General features: G+C 36.9%; 18 protein-coding genes. 12 read left to right on the top strand and 6 right to left on the bottom strand.

Annotated elements, in window-relative coordinates:
- Together A6A10_RS05960 and A6A10_RS05955 are read left to right on the top strand one after the other, a co-directional pair.
- Entirely contained in the window at positions 1-1,188 is a 1,188-nt protein-coding gene (locus tag A6A10_RS05960; protein ID WP_121121005.1) for an FAD-dependent monooxygenase, read from the top strand.
- A 131-nt stretch (positions 1,189-1,319) separates the two neighbouring features.
- Complete coding sequence (locus A6A10_RS05955; RefSeq protein WP_121121007.1) at positions 1,320-1,916, top strand: lipoprotein HlpB; 597 nt, start codon at positions 1,320-1,322, stop codon at positions 1,914-1,916.
- Positions 1,917-1,992: 76 nt separating this feature from the next.
- On the opposite strand, the gene menC is transcribed toward A6A10_RS05955, so the two are convergent.
- Together menC and A6A10_RS05945 are read right to left on the bottom strand one after the other, a co-directional pair.
- On the bottom strand, positions 1,993-2,970 hold the full coding sequence (menC, locus tag A6A10_RS05950) for an o-succinylbenzoate synthase (protein WP_121121009.1): 978 nt from the start codon (positions 2,968-2,970) through the stop codon (positions 1,993-1,995).
- A gap of 26 nt (positions 2,971-2,996) precedes the next feature.
- Complete coding sequence (locus tag A6A10_RS05945; RefSeq protein WP_121121011.1) at positions 2,997-4,907, bottom strand: ABC transporter ATP-binding protein; 1,911 nt, start codon at positions 4,905-4,907, stop codon at positions 2,997-2,999.
- 147 nt (positions 4,908-5,054) lie between these two features.
- On the opposite strand from A6A10_RS05945, the gene moeA reads away from it, so the two are divergent.
- From moeA to gmhB, 5 genes are all read left to right on the top strand, one after another.
- A complete protein-coding gene (gene moeA / locus A6A10_RS05940) occupies positions 5,055-6,284 on the top strand; it encodes a molybdopterin molybdotransferase MoeA (protein WP_121121013.1) in 1,230 nt (409 codons plus the stop codon).
- A gap of 71 nt (positions 6,285-6,355) precedes the next feature.
- The gene (locus tag A6A10_RS05935; RefSeq protein ID WP_121121015.1) at positions 6,356-7,189 is read left to right on the top strand and encodes a hypothetical protein; all 834 of its coding nucleotides are present in this window, start codon (positions 6,356-6,358) and stop codon (positions 7,187-7,189) included.
- Positions 7,182-7,316: a hypothetical protein gene (locus tag A6A10_RS09670; RefSeq protein WP_257792055.1), complete on the top strand. Its 135-nt coding sequence runs from the start codon at positions 7,182-7,184 to the stop codon at positions 7,314-7,316. The genes A6A10_RS05935 and A6A10_RS09670 overlap by 8 nt, the downstream gene beginning before the upstream one ends.
- Positions 7,317-7,327: 11 nt before the next feature.
- Complete coding sequence (bcp, locus tag A6A10_RS05930) at positions 7,328-7,801, top strand: thioredoxin-dependent thiol peroxidase (protein WP_121121016.1); 474 nt, start codon at positions 7,328-7,330, stop codon at positions 7,799-7,801.
- On the top strand, positions 7,801-8,355 hold the full coding sequence (gene gmhB / locus A6A10_RS05925) for a D-glycero-beta-D-manno-heptose 1,7-bisphosphate 7-phosphatase (RefSeq protein WP_121121018.1): 555 nt from the start codon (positions 7,801-7,803) through the stop codon (positions 8,353-8,355). The genes bcp and gmhB overlap by 1 nt, the downstream gene beginning before the upstream one ends.
- An 83-nt stretch (positions 8,356-8,438) precedes the next feature.
- On the opposite strand, the gene thrB is transcribed toward gmhB, so the two are convergent.
- Positions 8,439-9,389, bottom strand: a complete 951-nt coding sequence (gene thrB / locus A6A10_RS05920) for a homoserine kinase (RefSeq protein ID WP_121121020.1) — start codon at positions 9,387-9,389, stop codon at positions 8,439-8,441.
- Positions 9,389-11,845 (bottom strand): bifunctional aspartate kinase/homoserine dehydrogenase I, encoded by a 2,457-nt coding sequence (gene thrA / locus A6A10_RS05915; RefSeq protein ID WP_121121022.1) that lies wholly within the window; start codon positions 11,843-11,845, stop codon positions 9,389-9,391. Before thrA ends, thrB begins: the two co-directional genes overlap by 1 nt.
- Positions 11,846-12,205: 360 nt before the next feature.
- Here thrA and sodA point away from each other — a divergent pair, with 360 nt between their 5' ends.
- The gene (gene sodA, locus A6A10_RS05910; protein WP_121121024.1) at positions 12,206-12,832 is read left to right on the top strand and encodes a superoxide dismutase [Mn]; all 627 of its coding nucleotides are present in this window, start codon (positions 12,206-12,208) and stop codon (positions 12,830-12,832) included.
- Positions 12,833-12,929: 97 nt separating this feature from the next.
- On the opposite strand, the gene tsf is transcribed toward sodA, so the two are convergent.
- Entirely contained in the window at positions 12,930-13,784 is an 855-nt protein-coding gene (gene tsf, locus A6A10_RS05905) for a translation elongation factor Ts (RefSeq protein ID WP_121121026.1), read from the bottom strand.
- A gap of 99 nt (positions 13,785-13,883) precedes the next feature.
- Positions 13,884-14,603 (bottom strand): 30S ribosomal protein S2, encoded by a 720-nt coding sequence (gene rpsB, locus A6A10_RS05900; protein ID WP_121121028.1) that lies wholly within the window; start codon positions 14,601-14,603, stop codon positions 13,884-13,886.
- Positions 14,604-15,000: 397 nt separating this feature from the next.
- On the opposite strand from rpsB, the gene A6A10_RS05895 reads away from it, so the two are divergent.
- From A6A10_RS05895 to uvrB, 4 genes are all read left to right on the top strand, one after another.
- Positions 15,001-15,567, top strand: a complete 567-nt coding sequence (locus A6A10_RS05895) for a hypothetical protein (protein ID WP_121121030.1) — start codon at positions 15,001-15,003, stop codon at positions 15,565-15,567.
- A 23-nt stretch (positions 15,568-15,590) separates the two neighbouring features.
- Positions 15,591-16,589 (top strand): EF-P beta-lysylation protein EpmB, encoded by a 999-nt coding sequence (gene epmB / locus A6A10_RS05890; RefSeq protein ID WP_121121032.1) that lies wholly within the window; start codon positions 15,591-15,593, stop codon positions 16,587-16,589.
- 37 nt (positions 16,590-16,626) lie between these two features.
- The gene (locus tag A6A10_RS05885; protein ID WP_121121034.1) at positions 16,627-18,201 is read left to right on the top strand and encodes a phosphoethanolamine transferase; all 1,575 of its coding nucleotides are present in this window, start codon (positions 16,627-16,629) and stop codon (positions 18,199-18,201) included.
- 80 nt (positions 18,202-18,281) lie between these two features.
- Positions 18,282-20,300 (top strand): excinuclease ABC subunit UvrB, encoded by a 2,019-nt coding sequence (gene uvrB, locus A6A10_RS05880; protein ID WP_121121036.1) that lies wholly within the window; start codon positions 18,282-18,284, stop codon positions 20,298-20,300.
- Positions 20,301-20,363 lie beyond the last annotated feature (63 nt).

Raw genomic sequence — 20,363 nt, 5'->3', positions numbered from 1 at the left:
ATGAAGAAAGCAGATATTGTTATTGTTGGTGGAGGTATGGTAGGGCTAGCATTAGCAGCTTTACTCGCTGATACCAAATTACAAATAAAAGTCATAGAGAAAAATAAAACGATTGAATTAGATCCAACTCGTATTTCTAATCGTGTAAGTGCCATTAATTTTTCTAGCCAAGCGATGCTTGAAAAAATCGGTGCATGGCAAAAAATTGCATCGCAAAGATTGTCTCCATATTCGCAAATGTACGTATGGGAAAAGGATAGTTTTGCAAAAATTCATTTTGATAATCAGGATCCAACTATTACTCAACTCGGATTAGAACAGCTAGGACATATTGTTGAGAATGGGCAAATTCAATCAGCGATATGGAAGGTCGTTGAAGCCCAACATAATGTTGAAATTATTCTAGACCAACCTAAAAAGCTTGATATTACTGACGATCTTGGATTTGTAACATTAGAAAGTGGAGAAATGATTTCAGCTAAATTAGTTGTTGGTGCTGATGGTGCAAATTCTTGGGTACGCAGACAGGTAAATTTCCCGTTGATTAGTCGAGATTATGAGCACACAGCTTTAGTTTGTAATGTAAAAACTTCAGAGCCTCATCAACAGACTGCTCGTCAGATTTTTGCAAAGGATAGTATTTTAGCATTTCTCCCATTACCCAATGAAAATTTATGCTCGATTGTTTGGTCTTTACCACCAGAAAAAGCAAAATCTCTTGTGAATTGTGATGAGAAGGAATTTAATCAAGCTTTAACCATAGCCTTTGATAATCGTTTGGGAGTGTGTGAATTACAAAGTGAGCGTGCGATCTATCCGCTTACTGCCCGTTATGCACGTAATTTTGCTCAACAACGTGTTGTTGTAGTTGGAGATGCTGCTCATACCATTCATCCTTTAGCTGGTTTAGGTGTAAATTTAGGGTTTGCTGATGTGATAACATTAGCTAACGAATTAAAATATCACTTGGCATTAGAGCATGATATTGGTGATTATCGCTATTTAAGACAATTTGAGCGGAAACGTAAAGTTGAGGCAGCAAAAGTGCTTTTTGCTATGGGGAGTTTGAAATCATTATTTTCAGGTGAACAGCCTATTAAGAAGTTGATTAGAGGAATAGGATTAAGTTTGGCAGATAAGAGTGCTGAAATTAAAAAATTATTTATTCAACAAACACTAGGTTTTTGAGATATATTATTTTTACAAAAATTTAATTATATTTTTGAACAGAGATGTTTTATATGTGTCTATGACAGAGTATAATTTATCTACTGGTAAATTTATACCTGTTAATACTTACATTTTGAGGAATATTTTAAATGAACAAATTTACTAAAATTAGTGCAACCGCATTATTTGCTATTTTTCTATCTGCTTGTGATACAGCTGCAGATAATAAAACCTCTACAGCAACTACAGAAACACCTAAAGCAGAAATGACACAAACAACAGAGACAGCTCAAACTACAGAGACGACAACAACTGCAGTTGCAACAGAGTCTGTGGATACTCAAGGTGTAGAAGATTTCCAAAAATTAGTAGTTTGGAATCAATCACAAGAACAGAACATGGCTTCAGCTCAAGCTGAACTTCAGCAAAAATTAGCTACACAAGATCAAGTACAGATTGAAGAGGCGATGACAGAATTTAAAGCTAAAGTTGATGATGTATTGAAAAGTTTAGATGCATTAGACATCAAAAATGCAGAAGTTAATGCTTTTAAAGAAAAAACAAAAGAAACATTAACATTATCAAATGATTTAATTACTGAATCAGTGAAGGTAATGTCAAATCCAACTGAAGATGCTCAGAAGCTTATTCAAGAAAAATCTCAAAAACTTATGCAATCAGGTGCAGATTTACAACAACTTCAAGCTGAATTACAACAAAAATATGGCACAGCGAGTGCAAATTAATTAGTCATTCACTTTTCGTTTAAAGGCTAGCAAATATGCTAGCCTTTTTCGTTGTTCTCATTTCTTATTTGAATATTTACAGTGTTAATTTAGTAATAAACTCACTGTCTAAATCAGCCAAAGGTAAGTCTGAATTATCCCATTGGCGAAGTAATTGAGCTTGCATCAAATCTAAGGTATCTAACCCAGGGATCATATCTGGCGTATATTGTTGGGCGATTCGTGCAAGTTGAGTAAGCCCGAGGCTTGATTCGATACTTGAACTAATTACCGCTTTTAATCCTTGTTGGTGGGCTTGTTCGATAAGTTGTTTACATTTCCCAAGTGAGCCAACTAAAGTTGGTTTAATGATAATAGCGGTTAGATTCGGTTCTTTTTTTACCAAAAAATCAGGATCTCGAACGGTTTCATCCCACGCAATAGCAATATTATGTTGTTGAGCAAACTCTCGAGAAAGCTTAGGAGTTTTACACGGTTCTTCAATAAATTGAATGCGAGATTTCCGTTCTGGGGCAATTTTACTGGCAAAGAGAGAGGCTTTTTCTAATGACCAACCTCGATTAGCATCAAGACGAAGATATAAATCAGGAATCGCTTCTAAAAACATATCCACAATTAAACCATCTCGATTAGCCTCATAAAGTCCCACTTTTATTTTTGCGACTTTTTCACCTTCCATTTGATTCAATTCAGCATACAATTCATCAGGATCGCCGTAGCAGAGTGGGGCAGCACGATAGTTTGCCTCTTGTTCTAATTCATTATGCAATTCAGCCAAAGCACAACTTAAGCCAAATGCAACGGAAGGCACATAATGATTGATATCTTGCTCGTTATGAGCTAACCAAGTATTCAACCATTCTTTTGCTTGTTGAGTAGCGATCTCTAATGTTTCTTGACTAAATTCAGGTAAGGGAGCAATTTCCCCCCAACCTGTTTGATCATCTTCTTGTAACTGAACAATCAATCCTTCCCGTTGTTTTAGGCGACGATGACGCAAAATCACGCCAGTTTCGACAGGTAGGCAATAATGATAAAGTTTTGCTTGTCGCATAATGATTCCTTATCCGATTTAATCGTTTATGATAATAACTGTTCTAATTCTTCTTGCACTTCAAGCCATTCCATTTCTACTTCATCTATCTGTTTCTTTGTTTCCACTTGTTTGGCTAATGTTGCTGTCAGAGTAGCTTTATTTTCTGCTTCATAAATTTCTGTGGTAGCTAGTGTTGCTTCTAATTCAGCTAAACAAGCGGTCAGTTTCTCTAAATTTTTTTCCAATTGTGTAGCTTTTTTACGCAGAGGGGCAGCTTGCTGGCGAAGTTCCGCTTCTAAACGTTTTTGCTCTTTTCGATTGACTGCACTATTTTCATTATTGGAAGCGGTTGGATTCTCTTCTTTTTTTGCAGATTCTTGTGCTGCATTTTGATCGTTCAGCCATTTTTGATAATCATCTAAATCGCCATTAAATTCTTCAACTTTATGATCGTGAACTAGATAAAATTCATTGACGGTACTACGCAATAAGTGGCGATCGTGGGAAACAATCACTAAAGAGCCTTCATATTGGGTGAGGGCTTCCGTTAAGGCTTGACGCATATCCAAATCTAAATGGTTGGTCGGTTCATCAAGTAACAGTAAATTAGGACGTTGCCAAACAATAAGCGCAAGCACCAAGCGAGCCTTTTCGCCCCCTGAAAATGAATGGACTGCCTGTTTAACTTTATCGCCGTGAAAATCAAATCCACCCAAATAATTACGCAATTCCTGTTCAGTTTTTTCTGGAGCAATGTGGGCTAAATGCCATAAGGCACTTTCTTCTGCTCGTAAAGTATCTAATTGATGCTGTGCGAAGTAACCCAGTTGAACGCCTTTTGCTAACTGAATATGCCCTGATTGCGGGGCAATTTCACTTGCTAATAATTTAATTAAGGTTGATTTTCCCGCACCGTTTCGGCCTAATAACCCGATACGAGAACCGGGAACTAAATTCAATTTAACCGATTGTAAAATCGTTGTGTCTGCATAGCCCGCACTTACTTTTTCCATTGAAAGTAGTGGGCTAGGTAAAGAAAGTGGTGGACGGAATTCAAATGAAAATGGATTATCAAAATGCGCAGGTGCAAGCATTTCCATTCGCTCTAAGGCTTTCATTCGGCTTTGGGCTTGTTTTGCTTTGGTGGCTTTGGCTTTAAAGCGATCGATGAATTGTTGCAAATGCGCAATTTTTTGTTGTTGTAATTGATAAGCTGATTGTTGTTGAGCCAGCTTTGTTGCTCTTTGCATTTCAAAAGAGGTGTAATTTCCTGTGTATTCATTTAATTTGTGTTGTTCGATATGCAATACACGATCAATGATTGGATCTAAAAAATCTCTATCGTGGGAAATCAATAGCAAAGTAACACGATATTGGCTTAACCAACGTTCTAGCCACATAACCGCATCTAAATCTAAATGGTTAGTCGGCTCATCAAGCAGTAATAAATCGGAACGGCAGAGTAGGGCTTGTGCCAAGTTCAACCGCATACGCCATCCCCCCGAAAATGATTTCACGGGGAAAGTGAGTTGTTCTGTACTAAACCCCAACCCATTTAATAAGGTGGCAGCACGGGATTCAATCGTCCACGCATCAATGGTATCTAATTGAGCGTGTAAAGTCGCAATCAAATGCCCATCGTTATCCGCATTGGCTTGATCCAGTTTTGCTATTAAAGCCGTATATTCTCTGTCGCCTTCAATCACATAATTGATCGCAGGGGTATCTAGTGCGGGTGTTTCTTGATTTACCCAAGAAATTGACCAATTTTGCGGATATTTTGCTTCCCCACCTTCAGGCGAAAGTTGATTCTTTAATAAAGCTAATAGGGAGGATTTACCGCATCCATTTTTACCCACTAACCCAACTTTTTGTCCTGTGTGAATTGTCGCATTAGCATTTTCTAATAAAGTCGTGTGACCACGTTTGAGAGTAAGATCTGTAAAAAATATCATTGAATAGCTACTTCAGTTCCTTGAAAAAGAAATGCACAGTAAAAGTCTGTGCAAAATATTGGGCTAATTCTACCTTTTTTCTCGATAAGGTAACACCGATTTAATGCTATAATCGGTAATATTATTGACAATGTTAGCGAGGAAAAAATGTCTTTACTTAATTTAGAACAAGCACTTGCGAATATGCTTGACCGCCTTCCACTTCCAACAACACAAGAACAAATCAGCTTAGATCAATCGGCTAATCGAATTTTAGCTGAAGATATTTTTTCCCCTTTAAATGTACCGAGTTTTGATAATTCAGCAATGGATGGCTATGCGGTAAGAGTTGAAGATCTAGCAGAAAATAATACGCTTACAGTGGCAGGAAAATCCTTTGCGGGCAATCCTTTTACGCAAACAATGGCAAAAGGACAATGTGTGCGTATTATGACGGGGGCGAAAGTGCCTGCGGAGGCGAATGCCGTTGTGATGCAAGAGGACACTACAGTCAATGCCGATGGTTCTGTTACTTTCAATTGCCAACCTAAACTTAATCAAAATATTCGCCGAGTGGGTGAGGATATTAAACAAGGAGCATTGGTATTGGCTAAAGGTAGTTTATTGAATGTAACCACTTTACCTTTGCTTGCTTCATTAGGAATTGCCACTGTTTCAGTTTATCCCCGTTTAAAAGTCGCCATTCTTTCGACTGGCGATGAATTAGTAAGTGTAGGTAAACCGCTCAACGAAGGGCAAATTTACGACACAAATCGTTTTGCTGTACGATTAATGCTCGAAAAATTAAATTGTGAAATCATGGATTATGGCATTTTGCCTGATGATCCTGAATTATTTGAAAAAACGTTCACAGAAGCACAACGTACTGCCGATGTCTTGATTACCAGTGGAGGCGTTTCCGTAGGAGAAGCAGATTTCACTAAAGATGTACTGGAAAAATTAGGTGAAATTGGTTTCTGGAAAATCGCAATGAAACCGGGTAAACCATTCGCCTTTGGACGTTTAGAAAAATCGTGGTTCTTCGGCTTACCGGGTAATCCTGTTTCTGCATTAGTCACTTTCTATCAATTGGTGCAACCTGCACTCTTAAAATTAGCAGGCAACACACCAGAAAAAATTGCAAATTTCTCGCCAAATCTTACCGCTTACACCTCAGAACCATTGAAAAAATCTGTTGGAAGACAAGATTTCCAACGAGGCTTTTTCTATGAAAATGAACAAGGGCAGTTAGTGGTAAAACCGATTGGTAAACAAGGCTCACATATCTTCAGTGCTTTTAATGAAAGCAATTGCTTTATCGTATTAGAAAAAGATAGAGGTAATGTAGCGGTGAATGAAAAAGTCACCATTCAACCGTTTAATCATTTATTGAAATAATGCGACATGATTTTGCGTATTTGACACTATGCTATGAATATGATTAATCCACATAGTAAGAGGAAAGTATTATGGCAGAGCAATTGTACACATTAAAAGAAGAGCAAGAGTTAAATGAAAAACTTCAAGCTCTCTTTGATGAATGGAAATCTTATTTAGAGGATCAGGATTCTACTTCTCAATATATTAAAGAAGGATTATTTATTAGAGATGGTTTCTATCCGAGCTATACCCAACAAAAAGGGTGTAAGGTTTTATTTATTGGAAGAGAATGTCGAAGTTTAGGAGAGAAAGATTACTCTGTTAATAATTATATTGATATCTTGTTTGATGCTTACAGAGGTAATGAGATCAATGAGAAGTCTGTAGAGTCTTATAATTTTCATCGTAGATTATTCTGTTTTGCGTGGGCACTGAAATATTATGCACTAAGCGGAAGTTTACCAGAATGGGAAAACATTCCAAGCATAAACCCTGATGAGAGTACCTTGCTTAAGGATTTTGGTACAGATAAATTAAGCTTTGCATTTATGAATTTTTCAAAATTTAGCAACAATGATGAAAATTACGAAGCCAATATAGATTTAATGGAAGCCTTTTCACAAGCTACAATGTTAAATAGCACCAAGAATTTTTATACAGAAGAAATTACCCTACTAGATCCTGATGTAATTATTACAATGAATTTAGAAAGAGATTGGCTTTCTCGTTTAGGCAATATAGTTGAATCATCATCAAAAGATCCTAACGTTACTGCATTTAAAATGGATTTTAATGGGAAGGTCGTTCCTGTATTTGATTGCTACCATTTCTCAGCAATAAAATCTAATATAGAAGGGTATTATGATCCATTTAGAAAAGCATACCTAGAATATCAAGGTAAAACGAGGAATAGTAATGAATAAGCCTAGAGCAAAAATAATCGGTATTGGTAGTGGAGGGACTAATATAATTAATTTTTTCCAACAACACCAACAATATGTAGAATTCGTAAAAAATACGATGAGCAAGTATGATAATACTGATAAATAGGAAGAAGTAGTATGAACACATTAAAAGTAGGCGATAAAGCCCCAGAATTTACATTATTAGATCAAAATGAACAGTCCGTTTCATTATCACAATTTCAAGGCAAAAAGGTTTTAGTGTATTTCTATCCTAAAGCATTGACACCAGGGTGTACAACACAAGCTTGCGGATTACGAGATAGCAAAACAGAATTAGATGATCTTAATGTCGTAGTATTAGGTGTTAGCCCTGATTTACCTAAAAAATTAGCCCAATTTGTTGAGAAAAAAGAATTAAATTTTACGTTATTATCTGATCCGGATCATCAAATTGCAGAAGCTTTTGGTGTGTGGGGCGAGAAGAAATTTATGGGAAAAACTTATGATGGCATTCATCGCATCAGTTTTTTAGTGGATGAAAGCGGTCAGATCGAGGCAGTATTTGACAAATTTAAAACTTCAAATCATCATCAAATCGTGGTTGATTTCTTAAAAGGCGAAAGTAAATAATGGCAAATAAGGCTATTTTTCTAGACAGAGACGGGACGATCAATATCGATCATGGCTATGTTCATCAAATTGATGATTTCCAATTTATTGATGGTGTAATTGATGCCTTGTTTGCTTTAAAGCAAAAAGGCTATTTGTTGGTGTTAGTGACTAATCAATCGGGCATTGCACGAGGCTATTTTACCGAAGAGCAATTCTTACAACTTACGGAATGGTTTGATTGGTCGTTGGCAGATCGTGGTGTGGATTTTGATGGTATTTACTATTGCCCGCATCATCCAGAGGGGATTGGCGAATATCGTGAAGATTGTGATTGTCGTAAGCCGAAAGCGGGTATGTTTACCCAAGCGATTGCTGAATTAAATATCGATCCAAATCAATCTATTATGGTTGGTGATAAATTGGAAGATCTACTTGCCGCAGAAAATGCAGGGGTGAAAACTAAAATTTTGGTGAGAACTGGCAAGCCTGTAACACCAGAAGCCGAAGCTAAAGCAGATAAAGTATTAGATAGCTTGGCGGATTTGCCGAAGTATGTAAGTAATAATTATTAAAGAGTATATTTATTTATAAACTAAAGGGGCTGAGTTAAAACCTAGCCCCTGAGTTAATTATTCACTGAGCTTTTCTGATTCTATCAGTTAATTTTCCTTACTCCTTGATTATCAACCTTACAAATATGAATAAATCCATCTGAATTTTGTAAGTATTCTTTTTCTAAGAAAGCTGAGATTTTTTGTGCTAAGGCTAAATCAGGTGCAATTGCAAACATAGTTGGTCCTGAACCCGAAATACCAACAGCCATAGCGCCTAAATCTTTACAGCCTTGTCGAACTGCTGAGAAATTCGGTAATAAATTTTCTCTATATGGCTCTGCAATAAAATCTTTCATCATAGATACTGCTAATTGAGCTTGCTGGGTATGGCAGGCATGCACAAAACTGCCTAAATGTCTTGCTTGAGCAATCATATCCTGTCTGCTGTAATTCTTTGGCAAAATAGATCTTGCTTCCGAAGTAGAGACCTTGATACCTGGATAAGCTAACACCCAATACCAATCATCAAAGAATGGCAATGTTTGACAAATGTTACCTTGTGATTCAGTCATCATTTGTAAGCCACCTAAGTAACAAGGGGCGACATTGTCATAGTGAATAGAACCAGAGATTCTACCTTCCAATTCTCCCATCATTGCCAATAATTCCATTTCAGTAAATGGGTTATCGTGAAATTGATTCAGTGCAACTAAAGCCGCAACGATAGAGCAAGCACTTGACCCTAAACCCGAACCAATTGGCATATTTTTTTCGAGGGTTAATCGAAGGTGTTTTATTTCTCCACCACGTAATTTTAAACGTTCACTAAATAAGACATAAGCTTGGTAAACGATATTTTTATGTAAGTCTTTCGGGAGTTTTCGTGCAAAAGCGCCTACATTTTCCAATTCAAAAGGTACGCTTGATGATTCAATTTGCACTACATCACCAAGTAATGAACCATCAACAGGAGAAATTGCAACACCCAAAGAGTCAAATCCAACGCTTAAGTTTGCACTGGTTGCTGGGGCGTAAATTCTTAGTGACGTCATTAGTTTGCGCCTCCGCGTAAGGTACGTAGGATATCCGCAAAAATACCGGCTGCGGTCACATCATTACCCGCTCCGTAACCTCTTAATAATAGTGGGCTAGGGCTATAATAGCGAGTGTAGAATGCGAGTGCATTTTCACCATTTTTTACTTTATAGAGTGGATCATCTTCACTGACTTCTTTGATTTCGACTCTACATTTATCGCCTTCAATTACACCCACATAACGCAATACATTACCATTAGCGGTCGCTTTCTCAACACGTTTTGCAAATTCTGCATCAAGCTCTGGCAACATAGTTAAAAACTCTTCTGTTGTTTTACCTTCTGCAAAATCCACAGGAAGGATGCCTTCAACTTCAACATCTTGTAGCTCTAATTCAAGCCCTGTTTCACGAGCGAGAATTAATAATTTACGTGCCACATCTTGTCCAGATAAATCATCACGAGGATCAGGTTCAGTAAAGCCTTTTTCTTTAGCTAATGCTGTTGCTTGAGAGAGTGTTAATCCTTCTTCAAGTTGTCCAAAAATATAAGAGAGTGATCCAGATAAAATTCCTTCAAATTTTTGCACTTCATCACCCGCTGCAAGTAGGTTTTGTAAGTTTTCGATAACAGGTAAGCCTGCACCTACGTTTGTGTCATATAGGAATTTACGCTGACTTTGACGTGCTTTTTCTCGCATTTCTTGGTAATACTCAAAGCTTGAGGTATTGGCTTTTTTGTTTGGGGTAACTACATGGAAACCTTCTTTCAAAATATGACTATATAAATCAGCCACCGATTGTGAGGTCGTACAATCTACTAATACAGGATTGACGACATGGTGCAATTTGATGAAAGAGCGGATAAGTTCAAAATCAGAAGGTTGGGTCGCATTTTCTAAGTCTTCTTTCCAATTATCTAACGCTAATCCATTTTCGTTGAGTAGCATTTTGTTAGAGTTCGCTAAAGCACAGACACGAATTTCTATATCTTTTTGAGCAAGATAATCTTTTTGGTGTTTGATTTGTTCGATTAACTCACTGCCTACACCACCTACACCGATAAGGAATACATCCACGATTTTTTTACGATTGAACAAAGCTTGGTGAGTCGCCTTGACCGCTTCAATCGCTTTATTTTGAGAAATAACAACAGAGATAGAGCGTTCAGATGACCCCTGAGCAATCGCCACAATGCTGATATTGGCTTTTGCTAAGGCAGAGAAGAAACTTGCGGCAATACCTTTGGCTGTTTTCATTCCATCGCCCACGACAGAAACAACAGAGAGTTCTTTACTAATTTCGACAGGATCAAGCAATCCCTCTTTTAGTTCTTGAGCAAATTCTTCATTGAGTGCAGAAAGGGCTTTATCTGCTGATTTCACAGGAACACAGAAACTGATACTGTATTCAGAAGAGGATTGAGTAATTAAAATAACGGAGATACCTTCTCTTGACATTGTTGAGAAGACACGCGCTGCCATGCCTACCATACCTTGCATACCAGAACCAGATACATTAAACATTGCTACATTATCGAGGTTAGTAATGCCTTTTACTTTTAATCCATCGGTTGCAACGTTACCATCAATGACAGTACCTTTACCATCAGGGTTGCCGGTATTTTTAATTAAACAAGGAATGTTGAGAGGGACGAGAGGACCGATAGTTCGAGGGTGAATTACTTTGGCGCCGAAGTAGGAGAGTTCCATTGCTTCTTGATAGCTCATGGATTCCAAACAAATCGCATCAGGTACTAAGCGAGGATCACAAGTATAAACCCCATCAACATCAGTCCAGATTTCACAGACATCCGCATTTAAACAAGCAGCTAAACAAGCAGCAGAGTAGTCAGATCCATTTCTACCTAATAAAACCAATTCTCCTTGTTCATTTCCAGCTGTAAAACCAGCCATTAATACGACATTCTTTTTAGGAATTGAGTTTGCATCAACGCGTTTTGTCGATTCTTCAATATCAACGGAAGATTCTAAATAGTTACCATAGGCTAATAATTTTTCAACAGGATCAATACGAGTTACGTCATAACCTTTAGCTTCAAACCATGCTTTCATCATTGCGATCGAAAGCTTTTCACCACGGCTATGGACAGTTGCACTAATATTGTCGGGGCAGAATTTGTTTTTTGCGGCTTCAGTTGCAATATCGCAAATTTGTTGTAGTTCTGCTTGAATAAATTGAGCAAGTCCTTCACGGTCAAAATTGTTATTTTGTGCGTAAAGTCCATTAATAATGTTATCAAAGATTTCGTTCGCTTCATCTAAATGCGATTGGTAAGATTCTCCTGCTTGAGCTTTATCTACAATTGCCACTAGATGATTAGTAATTTTAGCTGGAGCAGAAAGTACGCCCGCTGCTTGGTCTGCTAAATGTGCTTTTTCAATAATATCTGCGGCTTGCATAAAACGTTCAGCATTTGCTAAAGATGTGCCACCAAATTTTAGAACTCGCATAGTTTCTCCTGAATAGATAATTATTAAATATTTGTAAAATTAGATACAAAAAAACCCGCTTTTTCGGCGGGTTCTTGGTGTCTCTTTCTATTTTTTAGCAACGACAACCCGCATTATGAGTGTGCATAATGGTAATAATGGTTGTGGTAATTATTGTTGCTAAATGATTCATTGTCAGTTCATAAGTGTGAAAAACAGACGGAAGAATGTGCGAAAATGATTGTTTTGTCAATGAATTTTTTTATTTTTTTCATTTATTGTTCTAGATCAAAAAAATATGTATTTTTTGTTAAATTTTTGATAAAATGACGACAGAGTTTAGCTCTAATTTACCAAATTATTTTTGAAGAGGATTACAATATGACATATAAATTACCAGAATTGGGTTACGCTTACGATGCGTTAGAACCACATTTTGATGCAAGAACAATGGAAATTCACCATTCTAAACATCACCAAACCTATGTGAATAACTCAAATGCGGCATTAGAAGGCTTGACTGAGTTTGCAGATAAAACACCAGGTGAAGTCATTGCAAACTTATCATCTGTACCTGAAGAAAAACGCGTTGCTGTGAAGAATAATGTTGGGGGACATGCGAATCACACAATGTTCTGGAAAGGATTAAAAACAGGTACAACATTAAGTGGTGCATTAAAAGATGCTATCGTACGTGATTTCGGTTCAGTAGAAGCATTCCAAGCAGAATTTGAAAAAGCGGCAGCAACTCGTTTTGGTTCAGGTTGGGCATGGTTAGTATTAGAAAATGGTAAACTTTCAGTTGTTTCAACTGCAAACCAAGATTCACCTTTAATGGGTAAAGAATTTGCAGGCGTATCTGGCTACCCTATTTTAACATTAGACGTTTGGGAACATGCGTATTATCTAAATTACCAAAACCGTCGTCCTGATTACATCAAAGCATTCTGGAATGTTGTAAACTGGGATGAAGCGTCAAACCGTTTTGAAAACCAAATCAAAGACTAATTCAAATTTGAATTTTAAATAACAAAATAAAAAGGGCAGTTTTAAACTGCCCTTATCTTTTTACGTATTCTTGAAAAATACGGAGGTGAAAAGCTAATTAAGCTTGACCACCACTCATTTTCGCAACTTCAGCTGCAAAATCTTCTTCAACTTTTTCGATACCTTCACCAACTTCTAAACGAATAAAGCCAGTAACGTCAGCACCGTGGTCTTTTAAGAATTCACCAACAGATTTTGAAGGATCCATAACAAATGCTTGACCTGTTAATGAAACTTCACCTGTGAATTTCTTCATACGACCTTCAACCATTTTTTCTGCGATTTCACGTGGTTTACCAGATTCCATTGCGATAGCAACTTGGATTTCACGTTCTTTAGCAACAACTTCAGCAGAAACATCTTCAGGTTTAACGTATTCAGGACGGCTAGCTGCAACGTGCATTGCGATTTTTTTCAATAGTTCTTCGTCTGCATTAACGCCAGCAACTAATACACCAATTTTCGCACCGTGTAAGTATGAACCTAATAATTCTCCATCTAAGAATTGAACACGACGGATATTCATGTTTTCACCGATTTTTGCAACTAATGCTGCACGTTTTTCTTCAAATTGAGCTTGAAGTGCTTCGATTGTTACACCTTTATTTGCTAAAGCGTAATCTGCTACTTCATTTGCTAATTCTAAGAAACCAGCATCTTTAGCTACGAAGTCAGTTTCGCAGTTCATTTCAACTAATGCACCAAAACCGTTGCCAGTACGAGCAAGGATAACACCTTCTGCTGCTACACGACCTGCTTTTTTAGCGGCTTTAGCTTGACCTGATTTACGCATGTTGTCGATTGCTAATTCGATATCACCATTTGCTTCAACTAACGCTTTTTTACATTCCATCATGCCAGCGCCTGTACGATCACGAAGTTCTTTTACGCGTGCTGCTGTAATTTCAGCCATTTTTTATTCCTCTCAATTTAGATATAAAGAAAAGCAGGGTACAAATAGCCCCTGCTTCACAACTATGAATGTGTTTTAAGGGCTTGTGCCTTAATACGATTATTCAGCAGCTGCTTCTTCTGCAACTACAACTTCTTCTTGACCACGACCTTCTTTAATTGCAGCTACTGCTGAACTTAAATAAAGTTGGATCGCACGAGCCGCATCATCGTTACCAGGGATAACGAAATCAACACCGTCTGGATCTGAGTTAGTATCAACGATAGCAAAAACAGGAATACCTAGGTTGTTTGCTTCTTTGATTGCGATATGTTCGTAATCTGCACCGATAACAAAAATTGCATCAGGAAGACCAGCCATATCTTTAATACCACCTAAACTTAATTCTAATTTATCAAGTTCACGAGTACGCATTAATGCTTCTTTCTTAGTGATTTTATCGAAAGTACCGTCTTGTGTTTGAGCTTCTAAATCTTTTAAGCGTTTGATTGATTGACGAACTGTTTTCCAGTTAGTCAACATACCACCTAACCAACGGTGGTTAACATAGAATTGTTGGCTCTCTACTGCTGCTGCTTTTACTGCTTCAGACGCTGCACGTTTTGTACCAACGAAAAGAATTTTACCGTTGTTACCTGCGATGCGAGTTAACTCAGCTAATGCATCGTTGAATAATGGTAAAGTTTTTTCTAAGTTTACAATGTGAACACCATTACGAGCACCAAAGATGAATGGTTTCATTTTTGGGTTCCAGTAACGAGTTTGGTGACCGAAGTGAACGCCCGCGTTAAGCATATCGCGCATAGATACTTGTGCCATAAGAAATTTTCCTTTTGTTTAAGTTCTTTATTCTTCTTTCTTATAGAATAAAGAAGGGTTTTGCCTCCACATACCCTAATAACCGACCATTGAGAAATATCTTCTCGCAAGCACCCCGATAATTAGTTTTTGATATGTGTGTGATTTTGTATTAATGATTAAAAAAATAATGTTTTTTGGCTCATTAGTTAATAAGCACAAAAAACGGACGGATTTTACAGAAAAACTAGAGTAAATGCTAGTGGTTTTTGCTTAATCAGTGGTAAATGGATTCATTTATAGTCAGTTGATAGGGAATTGTTAGGCTTATCGAGTTAATCTACCTTAACAGCGTTATTTTAGGCTATAATTCGTCGGATTTTACTTTAAGAAATAATAACATTAGGAATACAATTTAATGAAGAAAATGATCGTAGCAAGTCTAGTTTTAGCTTTATCAATCACGTCTTTTGCCGAAGCAAGATTTAAAATCAGAAAATCTAGAACGCCAGCAGTTCAGCCACACAAATCTCAGCCAAAACCCGATGCCGATTTTAATAATACGCAAAATGCATCGGTAACAAATAATATGAATGGTCAGGGTCGATCAACGAGTAGTGGTTTAGGGAATTTTGTGACTGGGGCAGCCGCAGGCTACTTGCTCAGTGATATGCTTTCACCAGAGCAAGCTCAAGCACAGGAAAACATACAGCAAGTAGAAAATATGCAAGCGGTCAGATCTGAATCACAATCTGCAAATCCGATGAATCAGTTAAGCCAACAAGTGAATGGCATAACACCGACTGTGCAAGCATTCAAATCGATTGATCCTAATGATCCTAATCTCATCGAAAAGACTGGCGGTTACGCTCGTTATTGCTTGAATGGAGTACAATATCTAATGAGTACCACCAACAATCAATTGCCTCCAACGCTGATGGTGGATAAAAACAATGCACCCGTACAGTGTGTTATTCTTCCTTAGTTTGATTTACACGGTTTAACCTAATGCAGATACTGGATTCCGTAAAGCCACAATGGTTAGTCGACCTTGCTCAAGCTTTTAATCGTCCACAAGATTTGCTGGAATATCTTGAATTGGATCCAAAAGCTTTTGAGCAAGATAGTGCGGCTCGGCAATTATTTGCATTACGAGTCCCACGTCCTTTTGCGGAAAAAATGCAAAAAAAGGATCGGAACGACCCGCTTTTTTTACAAGCAATGTCAGCTCAACAAGAATTTTTACAAGCCGAAGGGTTTGTGAAAGATCCCCTTGAAGAGCAACATTCACCCGCTCCAAATATTTTGCATAAATATCATAATCGCTTGTTATTTATGATTAAAAGTAGCTGTGCGATAAACTGCCGTTACTGCTTTCGTCGCCATTTCCCTTATGATGAAGTCAAAAGTGGTAAAGAAACGTGGAAACAAAGTTTGCAATATATTGCAGAGCATAGCGAAATCGAGGAAGTGATTTTATCGGGGGGCGATCCGCTGATGGCGAAAGACAAAGAGTTTGATTGGCTATTGGATGAATTTGAAAAAATTAAGCATCTCAAAACATTGCGAATTCATAGTCGTTTGCCCGTGGTGATTCCAAATCGTATCACTTCAGAATTTTGTGAACGGTTATCAAAATCTCGGTTAAAAGTGGTCTTAGTCACTCACGTTAATCATCCTAATGAAATTGATGAGGTATTTGCCGATAAAATGGCAATGCTGAAAAGAGCGAATGTTACCTTATTAAATCAGTCCGTATTGCTCAAAAATATCAATGATGATGCTCAAGTGTTGAAAGCCCTTAGCGATAAATTATTTCAATATGGCATTTTGCCGTACTACTTGCATTTATTAGATAAAGTCGAAGGGGCGAGTCATTTCTATATTGATGATGAAACCGCTTTTGAAATTTATCGGGCCTTACAGCGTATCACGTCTGGTTATCTGGTACCTAAGTTGGCGAGAGAAATCGCCTTCGAGCCAAATAAAACTCTAATGGCGATATAGTAGATACATATATTATTACAACTAAAGTAGAGAAAATATGAAAAGAAATATTTTAATTTTATCTTTATATTCAATTATATTATTATCAAGTGAAATATTATATCGTTATTTTTTTGAAATTACACCATTATATAGAATTGGTGAAAGTTTTATTATTATATTTGTTTTATTATCTTTTTATTATTTTTCTAAATATAAGATTACCCAATTTTTTATTGTTGTATTTTTTATATCTAGTACGATATTCAATAATATTCACTACGAAATTTATCAGAATTGGATTAATGGTACAAACTATTTTCTACTCATCAAAGAATTTTCTGAAGTAATACAAGCTGGATTATCTATGATTGGAAAAATATCTGGTGGTGTAATTTGGGGATTTTTTGATGTTATTGTTTTCATATCTATTATTTATTTTAGAAAGCAAAAGCATATTGTAGCAGATTCTCTATTCTTTATATCATTAATTTATATCTTTGCACGATCATTTTATACAAATCAAGAATTTGGAATTACCTCGAATCCAGGGTATTCTAGAATAAAATCTAATTATTTTTCTGTTGGTTTTTTTGTTGGAAGAGTATTACCATATAATATTTTCAATTTATCAAATGTAACTATTTATACTAGAGAGTCTCCCATTGTAGAAAGAGAGCCTACATTCAAAAATATTATATTAATAATGGGAGAGAGTGCTAGCGCTAATAATTTTAGTGTTTTTGGCTATCAACGTCATACTAGCCCATTTTTAGATAAAATGAAGAGTGAGTATAGTAATGTTTTAATTAAAAAAACCTATTCTTCAGGATTATATACTGCAGTATCTTTACCTGCGCTTTTTAATGCAATACCACGACCAAATGGATTAGAGCAGATTGTATCAGGTAGAACAAATATATTTAAATTAGCCCAAGCTCAAAAGTATAAGACTTATTTTTATTCGTCTCAGCCTGAAAAAGAGATGATGATTATTAGTATCATAGGAAAAACTTGGATAGATGATTTAAGATTTCCTTCTAATCAAGGTTATAAAATTTCTGAAGGTATGAATGATCATAACCTATTGCCACTGTTTGAGAAAATAGATCTTGAACAAGGTAATAATTTTATTGTTTTACACCAAAGAGGTTCTCATACCCCTTATGCAAATTATTTAACTGATGAAGAAAAAGTATTTAAAGAAGATACAATAGTAGATAAATATGATAGCACTATTTATAATACAGATTTATTGATTAAAAAAGTGTTTAATTATTTAGAAAATAGAAAAAAAGATGATTGGTTATTAATATATACTTCTGATCATGGACAATATGTGACAAATAAAACATATAACCAAGGAACAGTCAAAGAGGAAAATTATTTAGTACCAATTTTTATATTTACTCCAAATGAAAATTCACAAGAAAATATTTATAATAAATTTTCTTCTTGTAAACGAATGTTTCATCAACAATTATCAACATTTATAATCAACTCAATGGGATATGATATGCCAATATCAGATTGTCATAGTGGTATTATCAATTCAAAAATCCTTACAGGAGATTCAGGTTTTTTATCTATTGAAGATAGAAGCGAACCAAAATTTATTTTTCCTAAACGATAATTAAGAGTTAAAATATCCTCAATATTTATAGACTGGTTATGATAAAATCCTATTCAAAGTACTTGGATAGGATTTTTTTAATGAGTAAGCAAGGTAAGCCTTTTATTCTTCATTCCCCTTTTAAGCCATCAGGCGATCAGCCGACTGCCATTGCAAAATTGGTCGAAGGGCTAAACGATGGTTTAGCTCATCAAACTTTGCTAGGGGTGACAGGTTCGGGAAAAACCTTTACGATTGCAAATGTGATCGCAACCCTCAATCGTCCTGCAATGTTACTCGCCCCAAATAAAACCTTGGCGGCACAGTTGTATGCGGAAATGAAAGCCTTTTTCCCTGAAAATGCGGTGGAATATTTTGTGTCTTACTACGATTATTATCAGCCAGAGGCTTATGTGCCAAGTAGTGATACCTTTATTGAAAAAGATGCCTCGATCAATGAACAAATCGAACAAATGCGACTTTCTGCTACAAAATCATTTTTAGAAAGACGAGATACGATTGTAGTCGCATCCGTTTCTGCTATTTATGGTTTGGGAGATGTCGATGCTTATATGCAAATGATGTTGCATTTGCAAGTGGGGGCGATTATCGATCAGCGGACGATCTTAACTCGCTTAGCTGAATTGCAATATACCCGCAACGATCAAGCCTTCCAGCGTAGTACCTTCCGCGTTCGAGGCGAAGTGATTGATATTTTTCCTGCGGAATCTGATGAAGTCGCGGTGCGTGTCGAATTATTTGATGATGAAATTGAAAATTTATCGCTGTTCGATCCGCTTACAGGGCATAGCTTAGGCAAAGTGCCACGTTATACGGTCTATCCAAAAAGCCATTACGTTACACCGAGAGAACGTATTTTAGAGGCGATTGAGCAAATCAAAGAAGAATTGGCAGAACGCCGTACTTTCCTCATTAAAGAGAATAAATTAGTGGAAGAGCAACGCTTGGCACAGCGTACCCAATTTGATATTGAGATGATGAATGAGTTAGGTTATTGCTCTGGTATCGAAAACTATTCCCGCTATTTATCGGGAAGAAAAGAGGGCGAACCACCTCCGACTCTATTCGATTATATGCCAAGTGATGGCTTGCTGATCATTGATGAATCGCACGTAACTGTGCCACAAATCGGTGGGATGTATCGAGGGGATAGAGCAAGAAAAGAAACTCTTGTGCAATACGGTTTCCGTTTGCCTTCTGCTTTGGATAACCGACCGCTTCGCTTTGAAGAATTTGAGCAACTTTCCCCTCAAACGATTTATGTGTCTGCTACACCGGGTGCTTATGAGCTAGAAAAAAATCCAGATGTAATCGACCAAGTGGTGCGACCAACGGGCTTACTCGATCCGATTATTGAAGTTCGCCCAGTAGGCACACAGGTTGATGATTTACTTTCTGAAATTCATAAACGAGTGGAAGTGAATGAGAGGGTTTTAGTCACCACCTTAACCAAGAAAATGGCGGAAGATTTAACGGACTACCTTGATGAACACGGAGTAAGAGTGCGTTATCTGCATAGTGATATTGATACGGTTGAGCGTGTTGAGATCATTCACGATCTCCGTATGGGAATGTTTGACGTATTGGTCGGGATCAACTTATTACGAGAAGGCTTAGATATGCCAGAAGTGTCGTTAGTAGCAATTTTGGATGCGGACAAAGAAGGCTTTTTACGTTCTGAACGTTCCTTAATTCAAACCATCGGACGTGCTGCACGTAACCTAAATGGGAAGGCGATTTTATATGGCGATCGTATTACCAACTCTATGCAGAAAGCGATTCAAGAAACCGAACGTCGTCGAGAAAAGCAGATGGAATATAATAAAGAGCATGGTATTGTGCCACAAGGGTTGAATAAAAAAGTCGGTGAATTATTGGATATCGGTCAAAGCGATAAACCAAAACGTGGTAAAAAATCGGCAAAAGTTCGTGAAGAACCGACCGCTTACACGGCAAAATCCCGCAAAGATTTAGAAAAAGAATTAAAAACCTTACAGCAACAAATGCAACAATATGCGAAAGATCTTGAATTTGAGAAAGCTGCTGCGGTACGGGATAAGATCCATCAATTAAAAGAGTTTTTATTGATTTCAAGCTAATAAATTAAATAGTGTTTAGTAATGAAATCATTTATGATTGCTTTGGCGATCAGTTCAGAAATT

Origin of the sequence: Otariodibacter oris, from assembly GCF_009684715.1 — a bacterium.
GTDB lineage: Bacteria > Pseudomonadota > Gammaproteobacteria > Enterobacterales > Pasteurellaceae > Otariodibacter > Otariodibacter oris.
The sequence above is the reverse complement of the archived record's forward strand: the minus strand, read 5'-3'. Positions and strand labels throughout refer to the sequence as shown.